A 24,758-nucleotide genomic window follows, 5' to 3' on the forward strand; every position below is an offset into this window, starting at 1 on the left:
GATCCCTGTAGGAGCTGCCGCAGGCTGCGATCTTTTGACTTTGATTTTTAAAGATCACAATCAAAAGATCGCAGCCTGCGGCAGCTCCTACAGGTGGTCGTGGGTTTAACCGGCTTAATCCAGTAAACTGCCGCACGTTTTTTCTTCCTGAGTAGTGTTTTCCCCATGCAAATTGCCCTGGCGCCCATGGAGGGGTTGGTCGACGACATCCTGCGCGACGTGCTGACCCGCGTTGGCGGCATCGACTGGTGCGTGACCGAGTTCATCCGGATCAACGATCAGTTGCTCACCCCGGCCTACTTCCACAAGTTCGGCCCCGAGCTGCTGAACGGCGCCCGCACCCGTTCTGGCGTGCCGCTGCGCGTGCAATTGCTGGGTTCCGATCCGGTGTGCCTGGCGGAAAACGCCGCGCTGGCCTGCGAGCTCGGCTCGCAAGTCATCGACCTGAACTTCGGCTGCCCGGCCAAAACCGTCAACAAATCCCGGGGCGGGGCGGTGCTGCTCAAGGAGCCGGAGCTGCTCAACTCTATCGTCGAACACGTGCGTCGCGCGGTGCCGGCGCACATCCCGGTCACCGCGAAGATGCGCCTGGGTTTCGACAGCCCGGACGGCTCGCTTGTGTGCGCCACCGCGCTGGCCGAGGGCGGTGCCGAGCACATCGTGGTGCATGCCCGGACCAAGGTTGATGGCTACAAGCCGCCGGCGCATTGGGAGTGGATTCCGCGGGTGCAGGACGTGGTCAAGGTGCCGGTGTTCGCCAACGGTGATATCTGGAGCGTCGAGGACTGGCGCCGCTGCCGCGAGATCAGCGGCGTCGAAGACATCATGCTCGGGCGGGGGCTGGTCTCACGTCCCGATCTGGCGAAGCAGATCGCTGCCGCGCGCGCCGGTGAAGAGGTGGTCGAGATGAGCTGGGCCGAGCTGCTGCCGCTGATTCAGGACTTCTGGCTGCAAGCCAAGGCGCAGATGACTGCACGCCAGTCGCCGGGTCGTTTGAAGCAATGGCTGGCGATGCTGACGCGCAATTATCCCGAAGCCACCGAGCTGTTTACCGTGCTGCGTCGCGAGACAGAACCGGATCAAGTCTCGCGTTTACTCGGCTTGCCGGTCGCCGCAGCAGCCTGAAAAAAATCTGCAGATAATCTCTTGAAATCATTTTGGCGGTCCCTATCTAAGGGTTACGCGATGCCGAATTCGGGTCGCGGAGACACAAAAACTTGCTGATTGTTTTCAGGAGATTTGAACCATGAGTACTGCATTTTCCCTGGCACCACTGTTCCGTTCCTCGGTGGGTTTCGACCGTTTCAACGACCTGTTCGAAACCGCGTTGCGCAACGAGCCAGGCAGCACCTACCCACCCTACAACGTGGAAAAACACGGTGACGATCAATACCGTATCGTCGTAGCGGCCGCCGGTTTCCAGGAAGAAGACCTGGAGCTGCAAGTCGAGAAGGGTGTGCTGACCATCAGTGGCGGCAAGCGTGATGCCAACGAAGGCGTGACCTTCCTGCATCAAGGCATTGCCCAGCGGGCTTTCAAGCTGTCCTTCCGCCTGGCTGATCACATCGAGATCAAGGCTGCCGATCTGAGCAACGGTCTGCTGAGCATCGACCTGTTGCGGGTGATCCCGGAAGAAGCGAAAGCCAAGCGCATCCCGATCAACGGGGCGCAGAAGCCGGTTCTGCAATAAGGCCGAGCAAGAAAAAAGGGCGCCACTGGCGCCCTTTTTTTGTGCCCGTCATTCGAGCATTTTTTTCAACTCATCCAGTGCCACTGGCCGACTGTGCAGATAGCCCTGATACAAATGGCAGCCCAGCCCCTGCAGGAACGCCAGTTGCTCCGGCGTCTCCACGCCTTCGGCAATCACCTCCAGTTCCAGGCTGCGGGCCATGGCGACGATGGCGCGGATGATCTCGGCGTCGTTGGGGTCGGTGGTTGCGTCGCGGATGAACGACTGGTCGATTTTCAGGGTGTCGACCGGCAGGCGCTTGAGGTAGGTCAGTGATGAATAGCCGGTGCCGAAGTCGTCCATGGCGAAGCTCACGCCGAGTTTTTTCAGGCGGCGCATCTTGATGATGGTGTCATCCAGATTCTGGATCACGATGCCTTCGGTGATCTCCAGTTTCAGCAGCGAGCAGGGCAGGCCGTGGCTGCTCATGCTGTGTTCGATGCGTTCGACGAAATCGTTCTGGCGGAACTGCCGTGGGCTGATGTTCACGCACAGGCTGAAGTTGAGCGGATCGACCAGTTTCAGCGCGATCAATTGTTTGAACGCCTCGCAGGCCTCGTCGAGGATCCAGGTGCCGACTTCCAGAATCAGCCCGCTGTCCTCCAGCACCTTGATGAATTCTGTGGGCGATTGCGCGCCGAGTTCCGGGTGATTCCAGCGCACCAGCGCTTCGGCGCCGATGATGCGGTTGTCCTGCGCATCGACCTGCGGCTGGTAATGCACGTTGAATTCACCACGCGATAGCGCCAGACGCAGATCGGTCTCCATGCGCAGCCGTTCGCTGGCCGCCTTCTGCATGGTGTTGTGGTACATCTGCGTGGTGTTGCGCCCGGAATCCTTGGCCCGATACAGCGCAATGTCGGCGCGCTTGAGCAGGTCGGTCGGGGTCGAGCCGTGATCGGGAATCAGTGCCACGCCGATGCTCGGTGTCACTTGCAGGCGCTGGCCGTCGAGGAACATCGGCTCCGACAGCAGCTCGCGAATGGTGTCGGCCAGTTCCCGCACTTGTGCGCTGACCTCGTTGCGCGTGCCTTCGAGGCCACTGAGCAGCACCACGAACTCATCGCCACCCAGGCGCGCCACCGTGTCCTCCATGCGCACGCTGGCTTCGAGCCGTGCGGTGATGATTTTCAGCACCGTGTCGCCGACCGGGTGGCCCAGCGAGTCGTTGATGTGCTTGAAGTGGTCAAGGTCGAGGAACAGCAGCGCACCGCGCAGGTTGTGGCGCTTGAGCAGGGCGATCTGCTGGCTCAGGCGATCCATCAGCAAGGCGCGGTTGGGCAGGTTGGTCAGCGGATCGTGATAGGCCAGATGGCGGATCTGCGCTTCGGCGTTTTTCAGCAGGCTGACATCCCGGGCGGTCAGCAGCAGGCACGCGGTTTCGTTGAGGGTGATCGGTTCGATCGACACTTCCACCGTCAGCAGTTCACCGCGCTTGTTGCGCCCGAGCATTTCCTGATGGTGCACGCGGCCCTTGATCTGCAGTTCGGCGAGCAGCGCCGAGCGTTGTTTTTCCTCGGCCCATATGCCGATCTGGTACACGGTCTTGCCCACCACTTCTTCGGCGCGATAGCCGGTGAGGCGGCAGAAACCGTCGTTGACCTCCAGATAGCGCCCAGTGTCACGTTCGGTGATGGTGATCGCATCGGGGCTGGAGTGAAATGCTTTGGCGAATTTCTCTTCGCTGGCCTTGAGTGCGGCTTCGGAGCGCTGTTGTTGGGTGATGTCGCGCAGGGTGGTGACGATGCACGGCTGATTGCCGACGCTGATCTGTCGGCTGGAAATCACGCACGTCAGCGACTGGCCGTCCTTGTGCTGGACGATGATCGCGACATTGCTCAGGCCCTGTTCGCGGATCACCCGCTCGATGCGTTGCAGACTCTTCGCCGAGGCGTCCCACAGGCCGATGTCTTCGGCGGTGCGTCCGATCACGTCGGCGGCGCTCCAGCCGAAGGTCTGGGTGAAGCTGTTGTTGATTTCGATGAACTCGCCGCTGTCCTGGCGGGTAACGCAGATCGGGTCGGGGCTGACCTGGAACAGCGTGGCGAATTTCTCTTCGGAGGCGACCAGGCGTTGCTCGCGCTCGACCTGATCGGTGATGTCCAGCAAAGTCCCGGCCATGCGCAGCGGCGCGCCGTTTTCGTCGCGATAGAGGCGGGCGCGGCTTTCCAGATAACGTGAGCTGCCATCCGCCAATTGCACGCGATAGGTCAGTTGATAGTTGCCGGCCGGGCCTTCGCGCAGGCTGCGATAGGCATCGCGCATGCTGTCGCGCTCCTCGCCGGGCACGCCTTCGAAGAATTCCTCGAATGACTCGTGAAACGGGATCGGTTCCAGCCCGTGCAATTGCGCAGCCCGCGCCGAGCCGTAGAGCATGCCGCTGGGGATGTGCCAGTCCCAGGTGCCGAGTTGCGCCGAGTCCAGCGCCAGATCAAGGCGTTCCTGGCTGTCTTTCAAGGCGTGTTCGGCGACTTTGCGTTCGGTGGTGTCGAGAAAGGTGCTGAGCAGATACGGCTGGCCTTCGAGTTCGACCTTCTGCGCGCTGAGGATACCGTCATGAATCTGCCCGTTGCTGGCGCGAAACTGCACTTCCATGCTGACCAATTCGCCTTTGGCCTTGGTCTTTTTCACCAGCTCTGCGCGTTGCTCGGGGTGTACCCACAGGCCCAGTTCCAGTGTGGTGCGGCCAATGGCGCTCTGTACCGGCCAGCCGAACAGGCTTTCGAAATACTGGTTGGCCTCGCTGATCAGGCCGTCCTCCTGTCGGGTCAGCAACACCATGTTCGGGCACAGATGAAAGAGTGTGGCGAAACGTTTCTCGGAGCTGCTGAGGGCCTGTTCGCGTTGACGCTGGTGGGTGATTTCGCGAATCACCCCGATCATTCGGGGGCGCCCGTGTTTGTCCGGCAGCAGGCTGCCGCTGATTTCCAGCCAGTGCAGGCTGCCGTCGGGCCAGCGGATGCGGTGGTGCATCGCCTGTTCCAGCGGCGCGCCGGCAATCACCGCGTGGAAGGCGCGCACGGTTTTCGCCCGGTCCTCGGGCGGCAGCAGGTCGAGATATTCCAGATCCTGGGGCAGCGGTTGCCGAGGATCGAAGCCAAACAGCGCCTGGGTGCCCCGCGACCAACTGATCTGCCCGCGCTCGATGTCCCAATACCAGGCGCCGAGCCGGGCGCCGTTGAGTGCGGCGAGTAATTGCGGCGCACTCTCCCAGCTCTGCTCGGAACGTCGCGGATCAATGGCCTGAATACGCGGCATCGGCGGAATTCGGTCAACAGATTTCGGCATTGTTAACGGGCCTTGAGCTGATGGTGGCGTTAGGCACAGGGACAGCGGCTCTATAGGAGTAGCACAAGTTAGCCTGGAGTCCCTGGCAGATCGATTTGCGCATCCAGCAAGGCCATGAAAGCCCTTGCCGCATTCGACAGCGTCCGTTCGGTGTGCACGATATAGCCTAGCTGGCGACTGAGCTGTATGCCCGGCAAAGGTATGCGCGCGACCTGTTCATCGAGCATGGTGCGTGGCAGAACACTCCAGGCCAGACCAATGGAGACCATCATCTTGATGGTTTCCAGGTAGTTGGTGCTCATGGCGATGTTCGGCGTCAGCCCTTGGGCTTCGAACAAACGTTGGACAATATGATGAGTAAAGGTGTTGCCTCCGGGAAAAACCGCCGGATGGCCGGCAATGTCCGCCAGACTCACGGCGCCATTGCTGATCAGCGAATGCTCCGGCGCCACCACGAAATCCAGCGGGTCGTCCCACACCGGCGTGGCTTTGACCAGCGTGTGTGGCTCTGGCGCCAGGGTGATGACTGCCAGTTCCGCACGCCCATGGAGAATTTCCTCGTAGGCCACTTCCGAATCGAGGAACTGAATATCCAGCGCCACCTGTGGGTAGCGGCGGGTGAACTCCCTTAACAGCGGCGGCAAACGGTGCAGGCCGATGTGGTGACTGGTGGCCAGGGTCAGCCGGCCGCTGACTTCACCGGTCAGGTTGGTCAGGGCGCGGCGGGTGTCGTCCAGCACGTTGAGAATCTGGTAGGCCCGGGGCAGCAGGGCGCGGCCAGCCTCGGTCAGACCGACCTCGCGGCCTAGTCGATCGAACAGCCGCACCTTCAATTGTTGCTCGAGTCCGGCGATGCGTTTGCTGATCGCCGGTTGCGTCAGGTGCAGGCGTTCTCCGGCGCCGGAGAAGCTGCCGGTCTCGGCAATCGCGATAAAAGCGTTGAGGTTGGCCAGATCCATAAATCGTATTCCAGTTGGTTATCCAAAGCATAAAAAATATGAATTTGAGTTATTTAATCTAACCCCATAGGATCGGCCTCACAAGCCAAAGGGTTATTGATAAGCCCAGGGCATAGAAACAAGCTGATGAGGAACCGTCTGATGGCCGGCAAAACGCTCTACGACAAGCTCTGGGATTCGCATTTGGTCAAACAGCGCGACGATGGCTCTGCGCTGATCTACATCGATCGTCACATCATCCACGAAGTGACCTCGCCGCAAGCCTTCGAAGGCCTGCGTCTGGCCGGGCGCAAGCCGTGGCGCATCGATGCCAACATCGCGACCCCGGACCACAACGTACCGACCACGCCGGAGCGCAAGGGCGGCATCGCAGCCATTGCCGACCAGGTCTCGCGTTTGCAGGTTCAGACCCTCGATGACAACTGTGATGAATACGGCATTGTCGAGTTCAAGATGAACGACATCCGTCAGGGCATCGTCCACGTGATCAGCCCGGAGCAGGGCGCAACCTTGCCGGGCATGACCGTGGTCTGCGGCGACTCGCACACCTCGACCCACGGCGCTTTCGGTGCCTTGGCGCACGGGATCGGCACTTCCGAGGTCGAGCACGTGCTCGCCACCCAGTGCCTGGTCGCGAAGAAAATGAAGAACATGCTGGTACGCGTCGAAGGCCAGTTGCCATTCGGCGTGACCGCCAAGGACATCGTCCTCGCGGTGATCGGCAAGATCGGCACCGCTGGCGGTAACGGCCATGCCATCGAATTCGCCGGCAGCGCGATTCGCGATCTGTCTGTCGAAGGCCGCATGACCATCTGCAACATGTCCATCGAGGCCGGCGCCCGCGTGGGTCTGGTGGCAGCGGATGAAAAGACCGTCGAGTACGTCAAGGGCCGTCCGTTCGCCCCGAAAGGCGCGCAGTGGGATCAGGCGGTTGAAGCCTGGAAAGACCTAGTCTCCGATGCGGATGCCAAGTTCGACACCGTAGTCGAGCTCGACGCCGCGCAGATCAAGCCGCAAGTCAGCTGGGGCACTTCGCCTGAAATGGTCCTGGCCGTTGATCAGAACGTGCCGGATCCGGCCAAAGAGATGGATCTGGTCAAGCGCGACTCGATCGTCCGCGCCTTGAAATACATGGGTTTGAGCGCCAATCAGGCGATCACCGACATTCAACTCGATCGTGTGTTCATCGGCTCCTGCACCAACTCGCGCATCGAAGACTTGCGCGCTGCGGCCGTGATCGCCAAGGGCCGCAAGGTCGCTTCGACGATCAAGCAGGCCATCGTGGTGCCGGGTTCGGGTCTGGTGAAGGCGCAGGCGGAGGCCGAAGGTCTGGACAAGATCTTCCTCGAAGCCGGTTTCGAATGGCGTGAGCCGGGTTGCTCGATGTGCCTGGCGATGAACCCGGACCGTTTGGAGTCCGGCGAGCATTGCGCCTCGACCTCCAACCGTAACTTCGAAGGCCGTCAGGGCGCCGGTGGTCGTACCCACCTCGTGAGCCCGGCCATGGCCGCTGCGGCGGCGGTGAACGGTCGTTTCATCGATGTTCGTGAATTGATCTAAGGAGCGCAGCATGAAAGCTTTTACCCAGCACACTGGTCTTGTCGCGCCTCTGGATCGTGCCAACGTCGACACCGACCAGATCATCCCGAAGCAGTTCTTGAAATCGATCAAGCGCACCGGTTTCGGCCCGAACCTGTTCGATGAGTGGCGTTACCTGGATGTCGGCCAGCCGTATCAGGACAACTCCAAGCGCCCGTTGAACAAGGACTTCGTGCTCAACGCCGAGCGTTATCAAGGCGCCAGCGTATTGCTGGCCCGCGAGAACTTCGGTTGCGGCTCCAGCCGTGAACACGCGCCATGGGCGCTGGAAGAATACGGTTTCCGCAGCATCATCGCGCCGAGCTACGCCGACATCTTCTTCAACAACAGCTTCAAGAACGGCTTGCTGCCGATCATCCTGAGCGATGCTGAGGTCGATGAATTGTTCAAGCAGGTCGAGGCCGAGCCGGGCTATCAATTGCAGATCGATCTGCACGAGCAGACCGTGACCAGCCCGAACGGCAAGGTGTACCGCTTCGAGATCGACGCGTTCCGCAAGCATTGCCTGCTCAATGGTCTGGACGACATCGGCCTGACCTTGCAGGACGGTGATGCGATTGCGGCGTTCGAGGCCAAGCATCGTGTGAGTCAGCCGTGGTTGTTTCGCGATGCGTAATGATTCGAAGCTGATGTAGTCAGAGCTGGCCCCATCGCTGGCAAGCCAGCTCCCACAGGTATTTGCGGTGTTCACAAAACCTGTGGGAGCTGGCTTGCCAGCGATGAGGCCGGAGCAGGCATCCCAAGATCAAAAGGAAGTCCCCATGACCAGCACCGCCCAGCACACCCAGGTTGTACAAAAGCAATTCGGTGAACAGGCTGCCGCCTACCTGAGCAGCGCCGTTCACGCGCAAGGCACCGAATTCGCGCTGCTACAGGCTGAACTGGCCGGGCAGGGCGACGCCCGGGTGCTGGATCTGGGTTGTGGCGCCGGTCATGTGAGTTTTCATGTGGCGCCGCTGGTCAAGGAAGTGGTGGCCTACGACCTGTCGCAGCAAATGCTCGACGTGGTCGCTGCTGCGGCTGTGGATCGTGGGTTTGCCAACATCTCCACGGTCAACGGCGCCGCCGAGCGTCTGCCGTTTGCCGATGGCGAATTCGACTTCGTGTTCAGCCGTTATTCGGCGCACCACTGGAGCGATCTGGGCGTGGCCCTGCGCGAAGTGCGCCGGGTGCTGAAACCGGGCGGTGTGGCGGCGTTCATCGACGTGTTGTCACCGGGCAGTCCGTTGTTCGACACTTACCTGCAAAGCGTTGAAGTGCTGCGCGACACCAGCCACGTGCGTGACTATTCCGCCGGCGAGTGGCTGCGTCAGGTCAGCGAGGCCGGGCTGCATACCCGCAGCACCAGCCGTCAGCGCCTGCGTCTGGAATACAGCAGTTGGGTCGAGCGCATGCGCACGCCCGAGGTGATGCGTGCGGCGATCCGCCAGTTGCAGCAGTCGATGGGCAACGAAGTGCGCGAATATTTTGAGATTGATGCCGATGGCTCGTTCAGTACAGATGTGATTGTGCTGATGGCCGAACGATAAGAATTTTTCCCGGCGCGCCCGTTATAAGCGTACCGATTGAAGACACGAGGAAAGCATGAGCAAGCAGATTCTGATTCTCCCAGGTGACGGTATTGGTCCGGAAATCATGGCCGAAGCGGTCAAGGTGCTGGAGCTGGCCAACGACAAGTACAGCCTGGGCTTCGAGCTGAGCCATGACGTGATCGGTGGCGCCGCCATCGACAAGCACGGCGTGCCGCTGGCCGACGAAACCCTCGAGCGTGCCCGTGCTGCCGACGCAGTCCTGTTGGGCGCCGTGGGTGGCCCGAAATGGGACGCCATCGAGCGTGACATCCGCCCTGAGCGCGGTCTGCTGAAAATCCGTGCGCAACTGGGCCTGTTCGGCAACCTGCGTCCGGCGATCCTCTACCCGCAACTGGCCGACGCTTCAAGCCTGAAGCCGGAAATCGTTGCCGGTCTGGACATCCTGATCGTTCGTGAGCTGACCGGCGGCATCTACTTCGGCGCGCCACGCGGCACCCGTACTCTGGACAACGGCGAGCGTCAGTCCTACGACACCCTGCCATACAGCGAGAGTGAAATCCGCCGCATTGCCCGCGTCGGTTTCGATATGGCCATGGTTCGCGGCAAGAAGCTGTGCTCGGTGGACAAGGCCAACGTGCTGGCGTCCAGCCAACTGTGGCGTGAAGTGGTCGAGCAGGTTGCCAAGGATTACCCTGAAGTCGAACTGAGCCACATGTACGTCGACAACGCCGCCATGCAACTGGTGCGCGCACCGAAGCAGTTCGACGTGATCGTCACCGACAACATGTTCGGCGACATCCTCTCCGACGAAGCGTCGATGCTCACCGGCTCCATCGGCATGCTGCCGTCGGCCTCGCTGGATTCGAACAACAAGGGCATGTACGAGCCTTGCCACGGTTCGGCGCCGGACATCGCGGGCAAGGGCATTGCCAACCCGTTGGCGACCATTCTGTCGGTGTCGATGATGCTGCGTTACAGCTTCAATCTGCACGATGCGGCCGATGCCATCGAGAAAGCCGTCAGCGTGGTGCTGGATCAAGGCTTGCGTACCGGTGACATCTATTCGGCCGGTTGCACTAAAGTCGGAACGCAGGAAATGGGTGACGCAGTAGTCGCCGCGCTGCGGAATCTGTAATCTCTCGGGCCCGCTGCGAAATTCAAGACAAAGCAGCGGCCCACTTTTCAAGAAGGTGTAGTTGCGATGAAACGTGTAGGTCTGATCGGTTGGCGCGGCATGGTCGGTTCCGTGCTCATGCAGCGGATGCTGGAAGAGCAGGATTTCGATCTTATCGAGCCGGTGTTTTTCACCACTTCCAATGTCGGTGGCCAAGGCCCGTCCGTGGGTAAGGACATTGCTCCGCTCAAGGACGCTTACAGCATTGAAGAGCTGAAAACCCTCGACGTGATCCTGACCTGCCAGGGCGGCGACTACACCAGCGAAGTGTTCCCGAAGCTGCGCGAGGCCGGCTGGCAGGGTTACTGGATCGACGCGGCTTCCAGCCTGCGCATGAACGATGACGCCGTGATCATTCTCGATCCGGTCAATCGCAAGGTCATCGACCAGCAGCTGGACGCGGGCACCAAGAACTACATCGGCGGCAACTGCACCGTCAGCCTGATGCTGATGGGTCTGGGCGGTCTGTTCGAAGCCGGTCTGGTCGAGTGGATGAGCGCCATGACTTATCAGGCGGCCTCCGGTGCCGGCGCGCAGAACATGCGTGAACTGATCAAGCAGATGGGCGCGACCCACGCCGCTGTCGCCGATCAACTGGCCGACCCTGCCAGCGCGATCCTCGACATCGACCGTCGCGTGGCCGAAGCCATGCGCAGCGACGCGTACCCGACCGAGAACTTCGGCGTACCGCTGGCCGGCAGCCTGATCCCGTGGATCGACAAGGAACTGCCGAACGGCCAGAGCCGTGAAGAGTGGAAGGCCCAGGCCGAGACCAACAAGATCCTCGGCCGCTTCAAGAGCCCGATCCCGGTCGACGGGATCTGCGTGCGCATCGGCGCCATGCGGTGCCACAGCCAGGCGCTGACCATCAAGCTGAACAAAGACGTGCCGATCGCCGATATCGAAGGGCTGATCAGCCAGCACAACCCTTGGGTCAAACTGGTGCCGAATAACCGCGACATCAGCATGCAGGAGCTGAGCCCGACCAAGGTCACCGGCACCCTGAACGTACCGGTGGGTCGTCTGCGCAAGCTGAACATGGGGTCGCAATTCGTCGGTGCCTTCACCGTCGGCGACCAGCTGCTATGGGGCGCGGCCGAACCGCTGCGCCGTATGCTGCGGATTTTGCTGGAGCGTTGATCGCTTGATGCAATGAAAGAACCCGCGCCTTGTGAGAGGTGCGGGTTTTTTTATGCCTGAGGTTTCCCGGTGTCTGGTCTGGCCTCATCGCTGGCAAGCCAGCTCCCACAGGTTTCAGGTGTGTACAAACATCTGTGTCCCACACCGACCACTGTGGGAGCTGGCTTGCCAGCGATGAGGCCGGTACAGGCGCTACAAATTCCGACAGAAATTGCCTGCATGCCAGTCACCCGGTAAAGTGCCGCTCCCCCCGTTTCGCCAGAGGTAGAATCATGACCCAGACCCTTGATATTGCCGTCGTCGGCGCCACCGGTACTGTCGGCGAAACCCTCGTACAGATTCTCGAAGAACGCGACTTCCCGGTCGGCAACCTGCACCTCCTGGCCAGCAGCGAATCCGCCGGCAGTTCGGTGCTGTTTCGCAACAAGAACGTGCGCGTGCGTGAAGTCGACGAGTTCGATTTCAGCAAGGTCAAATTGGTGTTCTTCGCCGCTGGCGCTGCCGTTTCCCTGAGTTACGCGGCACGTGCCCACGCGGCCGGTTGCTCGCTGATCGACCTGTCCGGCGCATTGCCGGCCGAGCAGGCGCCGCAAGTGGTGCCGGAAGCCAACGCTGAGGTGATCACCGGTCTGAAAACGCCGTTCCAGGTCAGCAGCCCGAGCCCGTCGGCGACGACGCTGGCGGTGGTGCTGGCACCGTTGCTCGATTTGCTCGAGCTGCAATACGTCAACGTCACCGCCAATCTGGCCGTGTCCGCGCAAGGTCGCGAAGCCGTGACCGAGCTGGCCCGGCAGACTGCCGAGCTGCTGAACATGCGTCCGCTGGAGCCGACTTTCTTCGACCGGCAGATGGCCTTCAACCTGCTGGCTCAGGTCGGCACGCCCGACGCTCAAGGCCACACGTTGCTGGAAAAACGCCTGGTGCGCGAGTTGCGTCAGGTGCTGAAGCAGCCTTTATTAAAGATTTCCGCCACTTGCGTTCAAGCCCCGGTGTTTTTTGGCGATAGCTATAGCGTGACCTTGCAGTCAGCGAGCGCGGTTGACCTGGCAAAAGTCAACGCGGCCCTTGAAGACGCACCGGGCATCGAGCTGGTCGAAGCCGGCGATTATCCGACGGCGGTGGGTGACGCGGTGGGGCAGGACGTTGTCTATGTCGGTCGGGTGCGCAACGGCGTTGACGACATGGCGGAACTTAATCTGTGGCTGACGTCAGATAACGTACGCAAAGGCGCAGCCCTCAATGCTGTGCAGGTCGCTGAATTGTTGATAAAAGACCTGCTGTAAAAGATACTTGGCAACAATTTGTCGACTGATTCTAGGTGAGCGCTATGCTTGCCCGGAGCACTCGATAACGTGTCACCCTCCGGGACTTTCCGGGGCATCAAAGAAATGATCGCGCGCGGCAGCCTGTCGTCGTCGCGCGCAATGCCTTACGGCAGCGGCAATCAACATCTTCTCGCTGGCCGAGGAACGTTCAAACAAAGGATGAGGCTATGGTTCAAGTTCGCAAACTGGTGTTAGCAATAGCGGCCGCCTCGGCGCTGTCCTCCGGTATGGCGCATGCCCTCGGGCTCGGGGAGCTGACCCTGAAGTCGACCCTGAACCAGCCGCTGGTGGCCGAGATCGAGTTGCTCGACGTCAAGGATCTCACCGCTGCCGAAGTGGTGCCGAGCCTGGCTTCACCCGAAGATTTCGCCAAGGCCGGCGTCGATCGCCAGGCCTTCCTCAACGACCTGACGTTCACTCCGGTGCTCAGCGCCAACGGCAAAAGCGTGCTGCGCGTGACGTCGAGCAAGCCGCTGTCGGAACCGATGGTGAAATTCCTCGTGCAGGTGATGTGGCCCAACGGCCGTCTGCTGCGCGATTACAGCGTGCTGCTGGATCCGTCGAAGTTCTCGCCGCAGACCGCTGATGCCGCCGCACAACCGGCGCCGTCGCAGACCATCACCGCACCGACCACCGGCGCCACACACCCGAATCAATACACCACCACGCCGCGCGATACCCTGTGGGAAATCGCCGCGAAAGCGCGCACCGGCGGCTCCGTACAGCAGACCATGCTGGCGATTCAGGCACTCAACCCGGATGCGTTCATCGACGGCAACATCAACCGGCTGAAAACCGGTCAGGTGCTGCGTCTGCCAGACTCGGTGGAAAGCACTGCGCTGCCACAGTCCAAAGCCATTGCCGAAGTTGCGGCGCAGAACGAAGCCTGGCGTCAGGGCCGTCGTTATGTGGCCAAGCCTGGCACTGGTCAGCAGCAGCTCGATGCGACCAAGCGTGGCAGCAGCAATGTCGGCGCCGGGCAGAACGCCAAGGACAACCTGAGTCTGGTCTCTGCCGAAAACGCCAAGGGTCGTGGCAAAGGCCCGGCCGGCGATGCCAAGGCCTTGAGCAACAAGCTGGCGGTCACTCAGGAAAGCCTCGACACGACCCGTCGTGACAACGAGGAACTGAAAAGCCGCATGGCCGATCTGCAAAGTCAGCTGGACAAGCTGCAACGCCTGATCGAACTGAAGAACAATCAACTGGCGAAGATGCAGGCCGAAGGCCCGGGCGCTGCGCCAGCCGCCACCGCTGCCGTACCGGCGATCACTGCCGAACTGGCCGCAACTCCGCCCGCCACTCCGGCAGAAGCAGCGCCAACACCAGAATCGGCGATTGCGCCACCGGTCGACACGCCTGCCGAGACGCCTGTCGTCGCGCCTAAGCCGGTTGTGGACGAAGACAAAACCTTCAATGAACTGCTGACCAATCCGATCCTGTTGGGTCTGATCGGTGGCGGTGCGGTGGTGCTGCTGCTTCTGCTGTTGCTGCTGGCCCGTCGCCGCAAAGCCCAGCAGGAAGCCGAGAAACACCTGCGCATGGCCCGAGCCCTGGCGGAAGAGCAAGCGTTCTCTGCCGAGCAGGACCTGCCGGAGAGCAGCTTCGAAGGTCTGGAAACCCCTGCTGCCAGCGTCAAGCTCAACACCCCGGCACCTGCGCCAGCGCCTGCTGCGGTCGTGGCTCCGGTAGTGATGGCTGAGCCGATTGCCGCGCCATTGGTCGCGCCGTCTGCCGAGCGTTCCGATGACGTGCTGGACAAGGCGCAGTCGCACATCAACGCCGGCCGCCTGAATCAGGCCGCAGCGTTGCTGGAAGAGGGCGTCAGCCTTGAGCCACAACGCAGTGATCTGCGTCTGAAACTGATGGAAGTCTACGGTCAGCAGGGTGACCGCGATGCATTCGTGGGTCAGGAGCGTCAGCTGGTGGCCAACGGCGATAATTTCGCCAAGGTCGAAGAGCTGAAAAAACGCTTCCCGGCCATGGCGGTCGTCGCTGTCGCGGGCCTGGCCGCAGCGGCCGCCGCCGCCGAACTCGATGCGCAATACGTCAAGGAGCTGCTGCTCGACGAGCCCGAGGCGCCTGCACCTGAGCCTGCGGCAGACGACCTGGACAGCGCGTTCGACCTGAGCCTGGACGATCTCGACAACATTACTCCGGTTGAGCCTGCCCCTGTCGTCGCACCTGAAGCGCCAGTGGAGCTGGACGAATTCCCGGCCGACGACGATCTGAGCTTCGAATCGGTGCTGCAACAGCAGACCGAGATCAAAGACAATCTCGACGACCTGTCGGACTTCGACCTCGATCTGGACCTGGGTGCCGAGCCTGCGCCAGCCCCGGGGGCGGATCTGGCGGATGATGATTTCCTGCTGGACCTGGACGAGGGCGTGAAAGACCTGTCGCCGGTCGAGCCTGCAGTGGTGAACGAAGCGCCACAGGACGATCTGGAGCTGCCGGCGGATTTCGATCTGTCCCTGGCCGACGAAATGGACAGCAACCCGGCAGCCGAGCCGGACGCATTCGCAGCGGAACTGAATGACGTCAACGCCGAACTGGATCGTCTGTCGCAGAGCATCGCCGAGCCGACCTTCACCGAAGCCGATGCGGCCTTGGGTGATGATCTGGGTGAGGACGACTTCGATTTCCTCGCCGGCACCGACGAAGCTGCGACCAAACTCGATCTGGCCCAGGCCTACATCGATATGGGCGACAGCGACGGCGCACGCGACATCCTCAACGAAGTATTGACCGAGGGTGACGAGAAGCAGCGGGGCGAAGCCAAGGAAATGCTTTCGCATCTGGCTTGATTCGGCGTCAGCAGTAAACAGAACGGCAGCCCATCGAGGCTGCCGTTTTTGTTTGGGCTGGATTTTGTAGCGGCAATGCTATCGCCATCGCTGGCAAGCCAGCTCCCACAGGTATTGCATGCGCTGCAGAAACTGTGGGAGCTGGCTTGCCAGCGATGGGGCCGGATCGGTCAACACAGAACTGACTGGCATCCCCGACTCACAGCCTTATAATGCCCGCCTTTGTACCTCAGCAGGCTGTCCCACCTTGGCAAACATAGATAACCCGGTCGCCGAAATGGCGCCTGAAGGCTTTTACCGCGTGGCACTGGGCGTCGAGTACAAAGGCTCGCGCTACAGCGGCTGGCAGCGTCAGTTGACGGGTGTCGCAACCGTGCAGGAAGAGCTTGAAAAAGCCTTGTCGAAAGTCGCCAATTCGCCGGTCTCCCTGCAATGCGCCGGTCGTACCGATGCCGGGGTGCATGCCTGCGGGCAGGTGGTGCATTTCGACACGCAGGTCGATCGCTCGCTGAAAGCCTGGGTGATGGGCGCCAACATCAATCTGCCCCACGACATCAGTGTCAGTTGGGCGCGGGTGATGCCGGCGCATTTTCATGCGCGGTTCAAAGCCATCGCCCGGCGTTATCGCTATGTGATCTACAACGATCAGATTCGTCCGGCGCATCTCAACGAAGAAATCACCTGGAACCACCGCCCGCTCGATGTCGAACGCATGGCCGAGGCCGCGCAGTATCTGATCGGCACTCACGATTTCAGTGCGTTCCGTGCAGGGCAGTGCCAGGCCAAGTCGCCGATCAAGAAAATGCACCACCTGCGCGTGACCCGTCACGGCAAGATGATCGTTCTCGATATCCGCGCCAACGCCTTCTTGCACCACATGGTGCGCAACATCGCCGGCGTGCTGATGACCATCGGTGCCGGCGAGCGCCCGGTGGAGTGGATGAAGGAAGTGCTGGAAAGCCGCGAGCGCCGCTCCGGTGGCGTAACAGCGCATCCGTACGGGTTGTATCTGGTGCAGGTCGAGTATCACGACGAGTTTCCGTTGCCCGAGCGTTTTATCGGGCCACATTTCCTTACGGGTTTCTCGGAACTTGACGGCTGACGCCCTCGAACGCATTTGTTACCATCCGGGACTTTCCCGGTGTTTACCCTGAGGTTTTTATCGACATGTCGGCCGTTCGCAGCAAGATTTGCGGGATCACCCGCTTAGAAGATGCGTTGGCAGCGGTCGAAGCCGGGGCCGATGCGATCGGTTTCGTTTTTTACGCCAAGAGCCCACGGGCAGTGAGCGTGCAGCAGGCGAGGGCGATTATCCGCGCCTTGCCGCCGTTCGTGACCACCGTTGGCCTGTTCGTCAACGGCAGCCGCTGCGAGTTGGGGGAAATCCTCGATGCCGTGCCGCTGGATCTGCTGCAGTTCCATGGCGACGAAACCGCTGAAGACTGCGAAGGCTGGCACCGCCCGTACATCAAGGCGTTGCGGGTCAAGGCTGGCGACGACATCGCCGCCGCCGTCGATGCCTATCCGAGTGCCAGTGGCGTGCTGCTCGACACTTACGTCGAAGGCGTGCCGGGCGGAACCGGCGAGGCGTTCGACTGGTCTTTGATTCCGCAAACGTTGAGCAAGCCGCTGATCCTGGCCGGTGGCCTCACCCCGGAAAACGTCGCCGACGCCGTGGCCCGGGTCAAACCGTACGCCGTCGATGTCAGTGGTGGGGTAGAGGCAAGCAAGGGCATCAAGGATCATGCGAAGATCCGCGCGTTCATCAATGCCGTACGTAGCAGCTCGCAGGGAGCGTCTACTTCGATGTGACGGCTGGCGAACTGCCGCCGTCCATCAATGCACTTGCACAAAGCAGGCGAGGCTGAGGGTTTCTGGAGTTGCACGCAGGTCATGTTTCGCGCTGACCGCGGCGTTCCACCGACCATCGCCACACACATGAATTTAGCTGAAGGGCATACGCGGGGCTGCGAACCAGAGCGTTCGGGCCGCCGGTACTGGAGAAAGAAAGCATGAGCAACTGGTTAGTAGACAAACTGATCCCTTCGATCATGCGTTCGGAGGTCAAGAAGAGCTCGGTGCCTGAAGGTCTGTGGCACAAATGCCCGTCCTGCGAGGCTGTGCTGTATCGCCCTGAGCTGGAAAAGACCCTGGACGTTTGCCCCAAGTGCAACCACCACATGCGCATCGGCGCACGGGCACGCATCGATATCTTCCTGGACGCCGAAGGTCGCAACGAACTGGGTGCCGATCTGGAGCCGGTTGACCGTCTGAAATTCCGCGACGGCAAGAAGTACAAGGACCGTCTGGTCGCTGCGCAGAAGCAGACCGGCGAAAAAGACGCACTGATCTCGGTCAGTGGCACCCTGCTGGGTATGCCGGTGGTGGTGTCGGCGTTCGAATTCAACTTCATGGGCGGTTCCATGGGCGCCATCGTCGGTGAGCGCTTCGTGCGCGCCGCCAACTATGCCCTGGAAAACCGTTGCCCGATGATCTGCTTCGCCGCTTCCGGCGGTGCGCGCATGCAGGAAGCGCTGATCTCGCTGATGCAGATGGCCAAGACATCGGCTGTGCTGGCGCGACTGCGTGAAGAGGGCATTCCGTTCATCTCGGTGCTGACCGATCCGGTCTACGGCGGCGTTTCCGCCAGTCTGGCAATGCTCGGCGACGTGATCGTCGGTGAGCCAAAGGCGCTGATCGGCTTCGCCGGTCCACGCGTGATCGAGCAGACCGTGCGTGAAAAACTGCCGGAAGGCTTCCAGCGCAGCGAGTTCCTGCTGGAGCATGGCGCGATCGATCTGATCATCGATCGTCGTGAACTGCGTCCACGCCTGGGCAACCTGCTGGCGCAACTGACCGGCCAGCCGACACCGACCTACGTCGCCGCTCCTGTCGAGCCAATCGTCGTTCCACCGGTGCCTGCCAACGTATGACCGAGCGTACCCTTGGCGAGTGGCTCGCCTACCTTGAACAGTTGCATCCATCGGCCATCGACATGGGGCTGGAGCGTTCGCAACAGGTAGCGTCCCGCATGGGACTGGGCCAGCCGGCGCCTCGGGTGATTACGGTCACCGGCACCAACGGCAAGGGTTCGACCTGCGCATTCGTGGCTTCATTGCTGCGGGCGCAGGGCCTGAACGTGGGTGTCTACAATTCTCCGCACCTGCTGCGTTACAACGAGCGGGTGCAGCTCAATGGCGTCGAAGCCACTGATGCGCAACTGTGCGAAGCCTTCGCTGCGGTGGAGGCCGGGCGCGGCGACACTTCCCTGACTTACTTCGAAATGGGCACCCTGGCGGCGTTATGGCTGTTTCAACAGGCAAAACTTGACGCTGTGGTGCTGGAAGTCGGGCTGGGGGGGCGTCTGGATACGGTCAATGTGGTGGACGCCGATATCGCGCTGGTCACCAGCATTGGCGTCGATCACGCCGAATACCTGGGCAATACCCGCGAGTCCGTGGCTTTCGAGAAGGCCGGGATTTTCCGTCAGGGCAAGCCCGCCTTGTGCGGCGATCTGAATCCTCCGCAACCGTTGCTCGACAAGGCCCGTGAACTGGCGTGCCCGTTGTCTCTGCGTGGGCGCGACTTCGATCTGGGAATCACCGATCACCACTGGCAATGGCGCGGCACTGACGCGCAAGGTCAGCCTGTCGAGTTGCATGATTTGCCACTGCTCGACCTGCCGATGGAAAACGCGGCGCTGGCATTGCAGGCGTATCTGCTGCTTGGTTTGCCGTGGAATCGGTCACAAATTGTTGCTGCCTTGCAGGCCACTCGCATGGTCGGGCGTCTGGATCGCCGTTCGTTCGAGTTCAATGGCAAGCGCCTGAACCTGCTGCTGGACGTGGGGCATAACCCGCACGCAGCGCAGTATCTGGCGCGGCGTCTGGCCAGTCGGCCGCCGGTGGGCAAGCGTCTGGCGGTGTTCGGCCTGTTGGCGGACAAGGATCTGGATGGTGTTGTCGGCGAATTGAATGCTAGTGTCCAGCACTGGGCGGTAGCGCCGCTGGATTCGCCGCGCGCGCGTCCGGTCAGTGAATTACACGCGGCATTGCAGAACCTTGGCGCGTCCGTCACGTCCTATGAGAGTGTCGCGGCGGCGCTGGAAGGGCAGTGCGCAGCGGCCACCAGCGACGACGAGATTCTGTTGTTCGGATCATTTTATTGTGTCGCCGAGGCCCTTGAATGGTTGGCCCGGCGCTCCACGGAGGAAGCGGCAAATGGCTTTGCTGGATAAAGCGTACAAGCAGCGCATGGTTGGCGCCCTGGTGCTGGTGGCACTGGCGGTGATTTTCCTGCCGATGCTGTTTTCCCGCCAAGACGAGCAACGTCAAGTGACGGTCGAGGCGCCCGCCGCGCCGCAGGCGCCTGCTGTGCCGCAAGTGCAGCTTGAGCCGGTGGCTGTGCCTGAACCGCAAACGCTGCCGCAAGAGCCGGTGCCAAGTGATGACGAAGTGGCCGAGCAATCGGCGCCGGCGATGCCGATTGCACCGGCTCCAGCGCCTGCTCCTGTCGCCAAACCGGTTGCTCCGGCGCCGGCGCCAGCGGCCAAGCCGACAACGGCACCGGCTCAGCCGATCGCTGCGGCTCCGACCAAGCCTGACACCACGCAAAGCCGTGTCGACGCCAACGGTCTGTCGGTCAGCTGGTCGGTGCAGCTGGCCAGTCTGTCGAGTCGCGCCAGCGCTGAAAGCCTGCAGAAAACCCTGCGCAGCCAAGGCTATAACGCTTATATCCGTTCTGCCGACGGCAAGAACCGGGTGTTCGTCGGCCCGCTGATCGAGCGTGCCGAGGCCGATCGTCTGCGTGATCTGTTGAGTCGCCAGCAGAACCTCAAGGGTTTTGTCGTGCGCTTCCAGCCCGAGCGCGGCTAGGATCTATCGATTCGATTGAAATGCACTGAAAATCGCAGCTTACCGACAGCGGTGCGCTCTGCTAAAATGCGCCGCCTTATCCGTCTGTAGGCTGCACTGTGCCATTTACCCTGGTTGACTGGGCGATCGTTGCAATCATCGCCATCTCCGCTTTGATCAGTTTGAGCCGCGGCTTCGTCAAGGAAGCATTATCGCTGGTGACCTGGATCATCGCAGGAGCGGTTGCCTGGATGTTCGGTGGCTCATTGTCCGAGTACCTCGCCGGATACATCGAAACTCCATCGGCTCGCGTGATCGCGGGCTGTGCCATCATGTTTGTCGCCACACTGATCGTGGGCGCAATGATCAATTATCTTATCGGCGAGTTGGTGCGCGTGACCGGATTATCCGGCACCGACCGATTCCTGGGCATGGCCTTCGGCGCAGCGCGTGGCGTGTTGCTGGTGGTCGTGGCAGTCGGGCTGTTGAGCCTGGGGCCGGTACAGCAGGACGGGTGGTGGAAAGAATCACAGCTCGTGCCAAAGTTTCTATTGGTCGCCGACTGGTCCAAAAACCTGATTCTCGGGTGGAGCAGTCAGTGGCTTGCCAGCGGAATCAGCGTACCCGCTGATATTCCGTTCAAGGAGCAACTCTTGCCGTCGGCCAAAACGCCTCAGTGAGTGTTGTTCAGTTCAGATCCATAAAGTAGGGGTTGCGTCGCATGTGTGGCATCGTCGGTATCGTCGGTAAGTCGAACGTCAATCAGGCGCTGTATGACGCGCTAACCGTGCTCCAGCACCGCGGCCAGGACGCTGCCGGTATCGTGACCAGCCATGATGGCCGGTTGTTCCTGCGCAAGGACAATGGCCTGGTGCGTGACGTGTTTCAGCAGCGTCACATGCAGCGCCTGGTCGGCCACATGGGGATCGGCCACGTCCGTTACCCGACCGCCGGCAGCTCGACCTCGGCCGAAGCACAGCCGTTCTACGTCAACTCGCCTTACGGCATCACCCTGGCGCACAACGGCAACCTGACCAACGTTGAACAGTTGGCCAAGGAAATCTACGAATCCGACCTGCGTCACGTCAACACCAGTTCCGACTCGGAAGTGCTGCTCAACGTGTTCGCCCACGAGCTGGCCCAGCGCGGCAAGCTGCAACCGACCGAAGAAGACGTGTTTGCTGCCGTAACCGACGTGCACAACCGTTGCGTCGGCGGTTATGCGGTGGTGGCGATGATCACCGGTTACGGCATCGTCGGTTTCCGTGACCCGCACGGCATCCGTCCGATCGTGTTCGGCCAGCGTCACACCGACGAAGGCGTCGAGTACATGATCGCTTCCGAAAGCGTCTCGCTGGACGTGCTCGGTTTCACCCTGATCCGCGATCTGGCGCCGGGCGAAGCGGTCTACATCACCGAAGACGGCAAGCTGCACACCCGTCAGTGCGCAACCAACCCGTCGCTGACCCCGTGCATTTTCGAACACGTCTACCTGGCGCGTCCGGATTCGATCATCGACGGCGTGTCGGTGTACAAGGCGCGTCTGCGCATGGGCGAAAAACTCGCCGAGAAGATCCTGCGCGAGCGTCCGGAACACGACATCGACGTGGTCATCCCGATTCCGGACACCAGCCGCACCGCCGCGCTGGAGCTGGCGAACCACCTGGGCGTGAAATTCCGCGAAGGCTTCGTCAAGAACCGTTATATCGGCCGGACCTTCATCATGCCGGGTCAGGCGGCGCGCAAGAAGTCGGTTCGCCAGAAGCTCAACGCCATCGAACTGGAATTCCGCGGCAAGAACGTGATGCTGGTCGACGACTCGATCGTGCGCGGCACCACCTGCAAGCAGATCATCCAGATGGCCCGTGAGGCCGGCGCGAAAAACGTCTACTTCTGCTCGGCGGCCCCGGCCGTACGCTTTCCGAACGTTTACGGCATCGACATGCCGAGCGCTCACGAACTGATCGCGCACAATCGTTCGACTCAGGACGTGGCGGATCTGATCGGCGCAGACTGGCTGATCTATCAGGACCTGCCTGACTTGATCGAAGCGGTCGGTGGCGGCAAGATCAAGATCGAAAACTTCGATTGCGCGGTGTTCGACGGCAAGTACGTCACCGGCGACGTCGACGAGGCCTACCTGGACAAGATCGAGCAGGCACGCAACGATGCCTCCAAGGTCAAGACCCAGGCGGTCAGTGCGATCATCGATCTGTACAACAACTGAGTTTCTACCGGCCCTGAGGGGCCGGTTTTGTATCTGACTTTTAATTTTCAAGAACAGGGCAAGGAGTGACAGCATGAGTCAGGAATGGGATGCCGGTCGGCTGGACAGCGACCTCGAAGGCGTAGCGTTCGATACCCTGGCCGTACGTGCCGGTCAGCACCGTACGCCGGAAGGCGAGCACGGTGATCCGATGTTCTTCACCTCCAGCTATGTGTTCCGCACCGCTGCCGACGCGGCTGTGCGCTTTGCCGGCGAAGTGCCGGGCAACGTGTACTCGCGCTACACCAACCCGACCGTGCGCGCGTTCGAAGAGCGCATCGCTGCGCTGGAGGGTGCCGAGCAAGCGGTCGCCACCGCCACGGGCATGGCCGCGATCATGGCGGTGGTGATGAGCCTGTGCAGCGCCGGCGATCACGTGCTGGTGTCGCGCAGTGTGTTCGGCTCGACCATCAGCCTGTTCGAGAAGTATTTCAAGCGTTTCGGCGTGCAAGTCGACTACGTGCCGCTGGCCGATCTCTCGGCGTGGGATGCGGCGATCAAGCCGAACACCAAATTGCTGTTCGTCGAGTCGCCGTCCAATCCGCTGGCCGAGCTGGTGGATATCACCGCACTGGCGGAAATCGCTCACGCCAAAGGCGCGATGCTGGTGGTCGACAACTGCTTCTGCACGCCTGCGTTGCAGCAACCGCTGAAACTCGGTGCGGACATTGTTGTGCACTCGGCAACCAAGTTCATCGACGGCCAGGGCCGCTGCATGGGCGGTGTGGTGGCCGGTCGTAGCGAACAGATGAAAGAAATCGTCGGCTTCCTGCGCACCGCCGGGCCGACCCTGAGCCCGTTCAACGCGTGGATCTTCCTCAAAGGCCTGGAAACCCTGAACCTGCGGATGAAGGCGCACTGCGCCAATGCCCAGCAATTGGCCGAATGGCTGGAGCAGCAGGACGGTATCGAGAAAGTCCATTACGCCGGTCTCAAGAGCCATCCGCAGCACGACCTGGCCCAGCGTCAGCAGAAGGGCTTCGGTGCGGTGGTGAGTTTCGAGGTCAGGGGCGGCAAAGAGGGCGCGTGGCGCTTTATCGATGCCACTCGCTTGATTTCGATTACCGCCAATCTCGGTGACAGCAAAACCACCATCACCCATCCGAGCACCACTTCGCATGGTCGTCTGGCGCCGCAGGAGCGTGAAGCGGCAGGGATTCGTGACAGCCTGATCCGCATCGCGGTCGGTCTGGAAGACGTGGCGGATCTGCAGGCCGATCTGTCGCGCGGTCTGGCGGCGTTGTGATCGAGTTGTCTACGCCGACCGCAGGCACTCATGGCCGCGTGGCGCTGGTCACCGGTGCTGCGCGCGGTATCGGTCTGGGCATTGCTGCCTGGCTGATCAGCGAAGGCTGGCAAGTGGTGCTGACTGATCTCGATCGTGTGCGCGGTTCGAAAGTGGCGAAGGTGCTGGGCGAGAATGCCTGGTTCATCGCCATGGACGTTGCGGATGAGGGCCAGGTCGCGCTGGGTGTCGCCGAGGTATTGGGGCAGTTCGGTCGCCTCGATGCGCTGGTGTGCAACGCGGCGGTGGCCGATCCACACAACATCACCCTGGAAAGTCTCGATCTGGCGTACTGGAATCGGGTGCTGGCGGTGAACCTCAGCGGGCCGATGCTGCTGGCCAAGCACTGTGCGCCGTATCTGCGCGCGCACAACGGTTCGATCGTCAATCTGGCCTCGACCCGTGCTCGGCAATCGGAGGCCGATTCCGAGGCGTATGCGGCGAGCAAGGGCGGGTTGTTGGCGCTTACGCATGCGTTGGCGATCAGCCTTGGGCCGGAGATTCGCGTTAATGCGGTCAGCCCTGGCTGGATCGATGCCCGTGATCCTTCTGCGCGTCGAGCCGAGCCTTTGGCCGATGCCGATCATGCGCAGCATCCGGCGGGCAGGGTAGGGACGGTCGAAGACGTTGCGGCGATGGTGGCGTGGCTGCTGTCGCGCAATGCCGGGTTTGTGACCGGGCAGGAATTCGTCGTGGATGGTGGCATGACCAAGAAGATGATTTACACGGACTAAGAAGCGAAGCCGCAAACCTGTAGGAGTGAGCCTGCTCGCGATAGCGGTTTCAGGGTTGTTGCTTTCTTCA

Annotated in this window: 20 protein-coding genes; 18 read left to right on the forward strand and 2 right to left on the reverse strand. The window is 61.4% G+C overall.

The window, feature by feature from the left end; all coding sequences use genetic code 11:
• Positions 1–165: 165 nt before the first annotated feature.
• Both ACU680_RS17320 and ACU680_RS17325 read left to right on the forward strand, forming a co-directional pair.
• Positions 166–1,125: a tRNA dihydrouridine synthase gene (locus ACU680_RS17320; protein WP_448180071.1), complete on the forward strand. Its 960-nt coding sequence runs from the start codon at positions 166–168 to the stop codon at positions 1,123–1,125.
• A 121-nt stretch (positions 1,126–1,246) separates the two neighbouring features.
• Positions 1,247–1,690, forward strand: a complete 444-nt coding sequence (locus ACU680_RS17325) for an Hsp20 family protein (RefSeq protein ID WP_007969230.1) — start codon at positions 1,247–1,249, stop codon at positions 1,688–1,690.
• A 48-nt stretch (positions 1,691–1,738) separates the two neighbouring features.
• Here ACU680_RS17325 and ACU680_RS17330 read toward each other — a convergent pair whose 3' ends face one another.
• On the reverse strand, positions 1,739–5,017 hold the full coding sequence (locus tag ACU680_RS17330; protein ID WP_448180072.1) for a sensor domain-containing protein: 3,279 nt from the start codon (positions 5,015–5,017) through the stop codon (positions 1,739–1,741).
• 68 nt (positions 5,018–5,085) lie between these two features.
• Positions 5,086–5,976 (reverse strand): LysR family transcriptional regulator, encoded by an 891-nt coding sequence (locus ACU680_RS17335; RefSeq protein WP_007969232.1) that lies wholly within the window; start codon positions 5,974–5,976, stop codon positions 5,086–5,088.
• Positions 5,977–6,117: 141 nt separating this feature from the next.
• Between ACU680_RS17335 and leuC the strand changes: the two genes are divergently transcribed.
• The 16 genes from leuC (at position 6,118) to ACU680_RS17415 (ending at position 24,688) form a co-directional block, all read left to right on the forward strand.
• Positions 6,118–7,536: a 3-isopropylmalate dehydratase large subunit gene (leuC, locus tag ACU680_RS17340; RefSeq protein WP_041066037.1), complete on the forward strand. Its 1,419-nt coding sequence runs from the start codon at positions 6,118–6,120 to the stop codon at positions 7,534–7,536.
• 10 nt (positions 7,537–7,546) lie between these two features.
• Complete coding sequence (gene leuD / locus ACU680_RS17345) at positions 7,547–8,191, forward strand: 3-isopropylmalate dehydratase small subunit (protein WP_098964653.1); 645 nt, start codon at positions 7,547–7,549, stop codon at positions 8,189–8,191.
• A gap of 145 nt (positions 8,192–8,336) precedes the next feature.
• The gene (locus ACU680_RS17350) at positions 8,337–9,104 is read left to right on the forward strand and encodes a class I SAM-dependent methyltransferase (RefSeq protein ID WP_448180073.1); all 768 of its coding nucleotides are present in this window, start codon (positions 8,337–8,339) and stop codon (positions 9,102–9,104) included.
• A 55-nt stretch (positions 9,105–9,159) separates the two neighbouring features.
• Positions 9,160–10,242: a 3-isopropylmalate dehydrogenase gene (leuB, locus tag ACU680_RS17355; RefSeq protein WP_198760118.1), complete on the forward strand. Its 1,083-nt coding sequence runs from the start codon at positions 9,160–9,162 to the stop codon at positions 10,240–10,242.
• A 66-nt stretch (positions 10,243–10,308) separates the two neighbouring features.
• On the forward strand, positions 10,309–11,421 hold the full coding sequence (asd, locus tag ACU680_RS17360; protein WP_003226428.1) for an aspartate-semialdehyde dehydrogenase: 1,113 nt from the start codon (positions 10,309–10,311) through the stop codon (positions 11,419–11,421).
• Positions 11,422–11,693: 272 nt separating this feature from the next.
• On the forward strand, positions 11,694–12,704 hold the full coding sequence (locus ACU680_RS17365; protein WP_448180074.1) for an aspartate-semialdehyde dehydrogenase: 1,011 nt from the start codon (positions 11,694–11,696) through the stop codon (positions 12,702–12,704).
• A gap of 209 nt (positions 12,705–12,913) precedes the next feature.
• The gene (locus ACU680_RS17370) at positions 12,914–15,550 is read left to right on the forward strand and encodes a motility hub landmark protein FimV (RefSeq protein ID WP_448180075.1); all 2,637 of its coding nucleotides are present in this window, start codon (positions 12,914–12,916) and stop codon (positions 15,548–15,550) included.
• 277 nt (positions 15,551–15,827) lie between these two features.
• Positions 15,828–16,652: a tRNA pseudouridine(38-40) synthase TruA gene (gene truA / locus ACU680_RS17375; RefSeq protein ID WP_367086172.1), complete on the forward strand. Its 825-nt coding sequence runs from the start codon at positions 15,828–15,830 to the stop codon at positions 16,650–16,652.
• Positions 16,653–16,717: 65 nt separating this feature from the next.
• Positions 16,718–17,362 carry a phosphoribosylanthranilate isomerase gene (locus ACU680_RS17380; protein ID WP_448180076.1) on the forward strand — a complete coding sequence of 215 codons (645 nt, stop codon included), beginning with the start codon at positions 16,718–16,720 and terminating at the stop codon, positions 17,360–17,362.
• Between the two features lie 200 nt (positions 17,363–17,562).
• Positions 17,563–18,483 (forward strand): acetyl-CoA carboxylase, carboxyltransferase subunit beta, encoded by a 921-nt coding sequence (accD, locus tag ACU680_RS17385; RefSeq protein WP_041066058.1) that lies wholly within the window; start codon positions 17,563–17,565, stop codon positions 18,481–18,483.
• Positions 18,480–19,787 carry a bifunctional tetrahydrofolate synthase/dihydrofolate synthase gene (gene folC / locus ACU680_RS17390; protein ID WP_448180077.1) on the forward strand — a complete coding sequence of 436 codons (1,308 nt, stop codon included), beginning with the start codon at positions 18,480–18,482 and terminating at the stop codon, positions 19,785–19,787. Before accD ends, folC begins: the two co-directional genes overlap by 4 nt.
• Positions 19,771–20,424: an SPOR domain-containing protein gene (locus ACU680_RS17395; RefSeq protein ID WP_367085143.1), complete on the forward strand. Its 654-nt coding sequence runs from the start codon at positions 19,771–19,773 to the stop codon at positions 20,422–20,424. Before folC ends, ACU680_RS17395 begins: the two co-directional genes overlap by 17 nt.
• A gap of 98 nt (positions 20,425–20,522) precedes the next feature.
• The gene (locus ACU680_RS17400; RefSeq protein ID WP_007961197.1) at positions 20,523–21,083 is read left to right on the forward strand and encodes a CvpA family protein; all 561 of its coding nucleotides are present in this window, start codon (positions 20,523–20,525) and stop codon (positions 21,081–21,083) included.
• A 41-nt stretch (positions 21,084–21,124) separates the two neighbouring features.
• Positions 21,125–22,630 carry an amidophosphoribosyltransferase gene (gene purF / locus ACU680_RS17405; RefSeq protein ID WP_003226416.1) on the forward strand — a complete coding sequence of 502 codons (1,506 nt, stop codon included), beginning with the start codon at positions 21,125–21,127 and terminating at the stop codon, positions 22,628–22,630.
• 73 nt (positions 22,631–22,703) lie between these two features.
• Positions 22,704–23,915 (forward strand): O-succinylhomoserine sulfhydrylase, encoded by a 1,212-nt coding sequence (locus tag ACU680_RS17410; RefSeq protein ID WP_448180078.1) that lies wholly within the window; start codon positions 22,704–22,706, stop codon positions 23,913–23,915.
• Entirely contained in the window at positions 23,912–24,688 is a 777-nt protein-coding gene (locus ACU680_RS17415) for an SDR family oxidoreductase (protein WP_448180079.1), read from the forward strand. The genes ACU680_RS17410 and ACU680_RS17415 overlap by 4 nt, the downstream gene beginning before the upstream one ends.
• Positions 24,689–24,758: the final 70 nt, after the last annotated feature.

The organism is Pseudomonas sp. LF020, assembly GCF_053456425.1.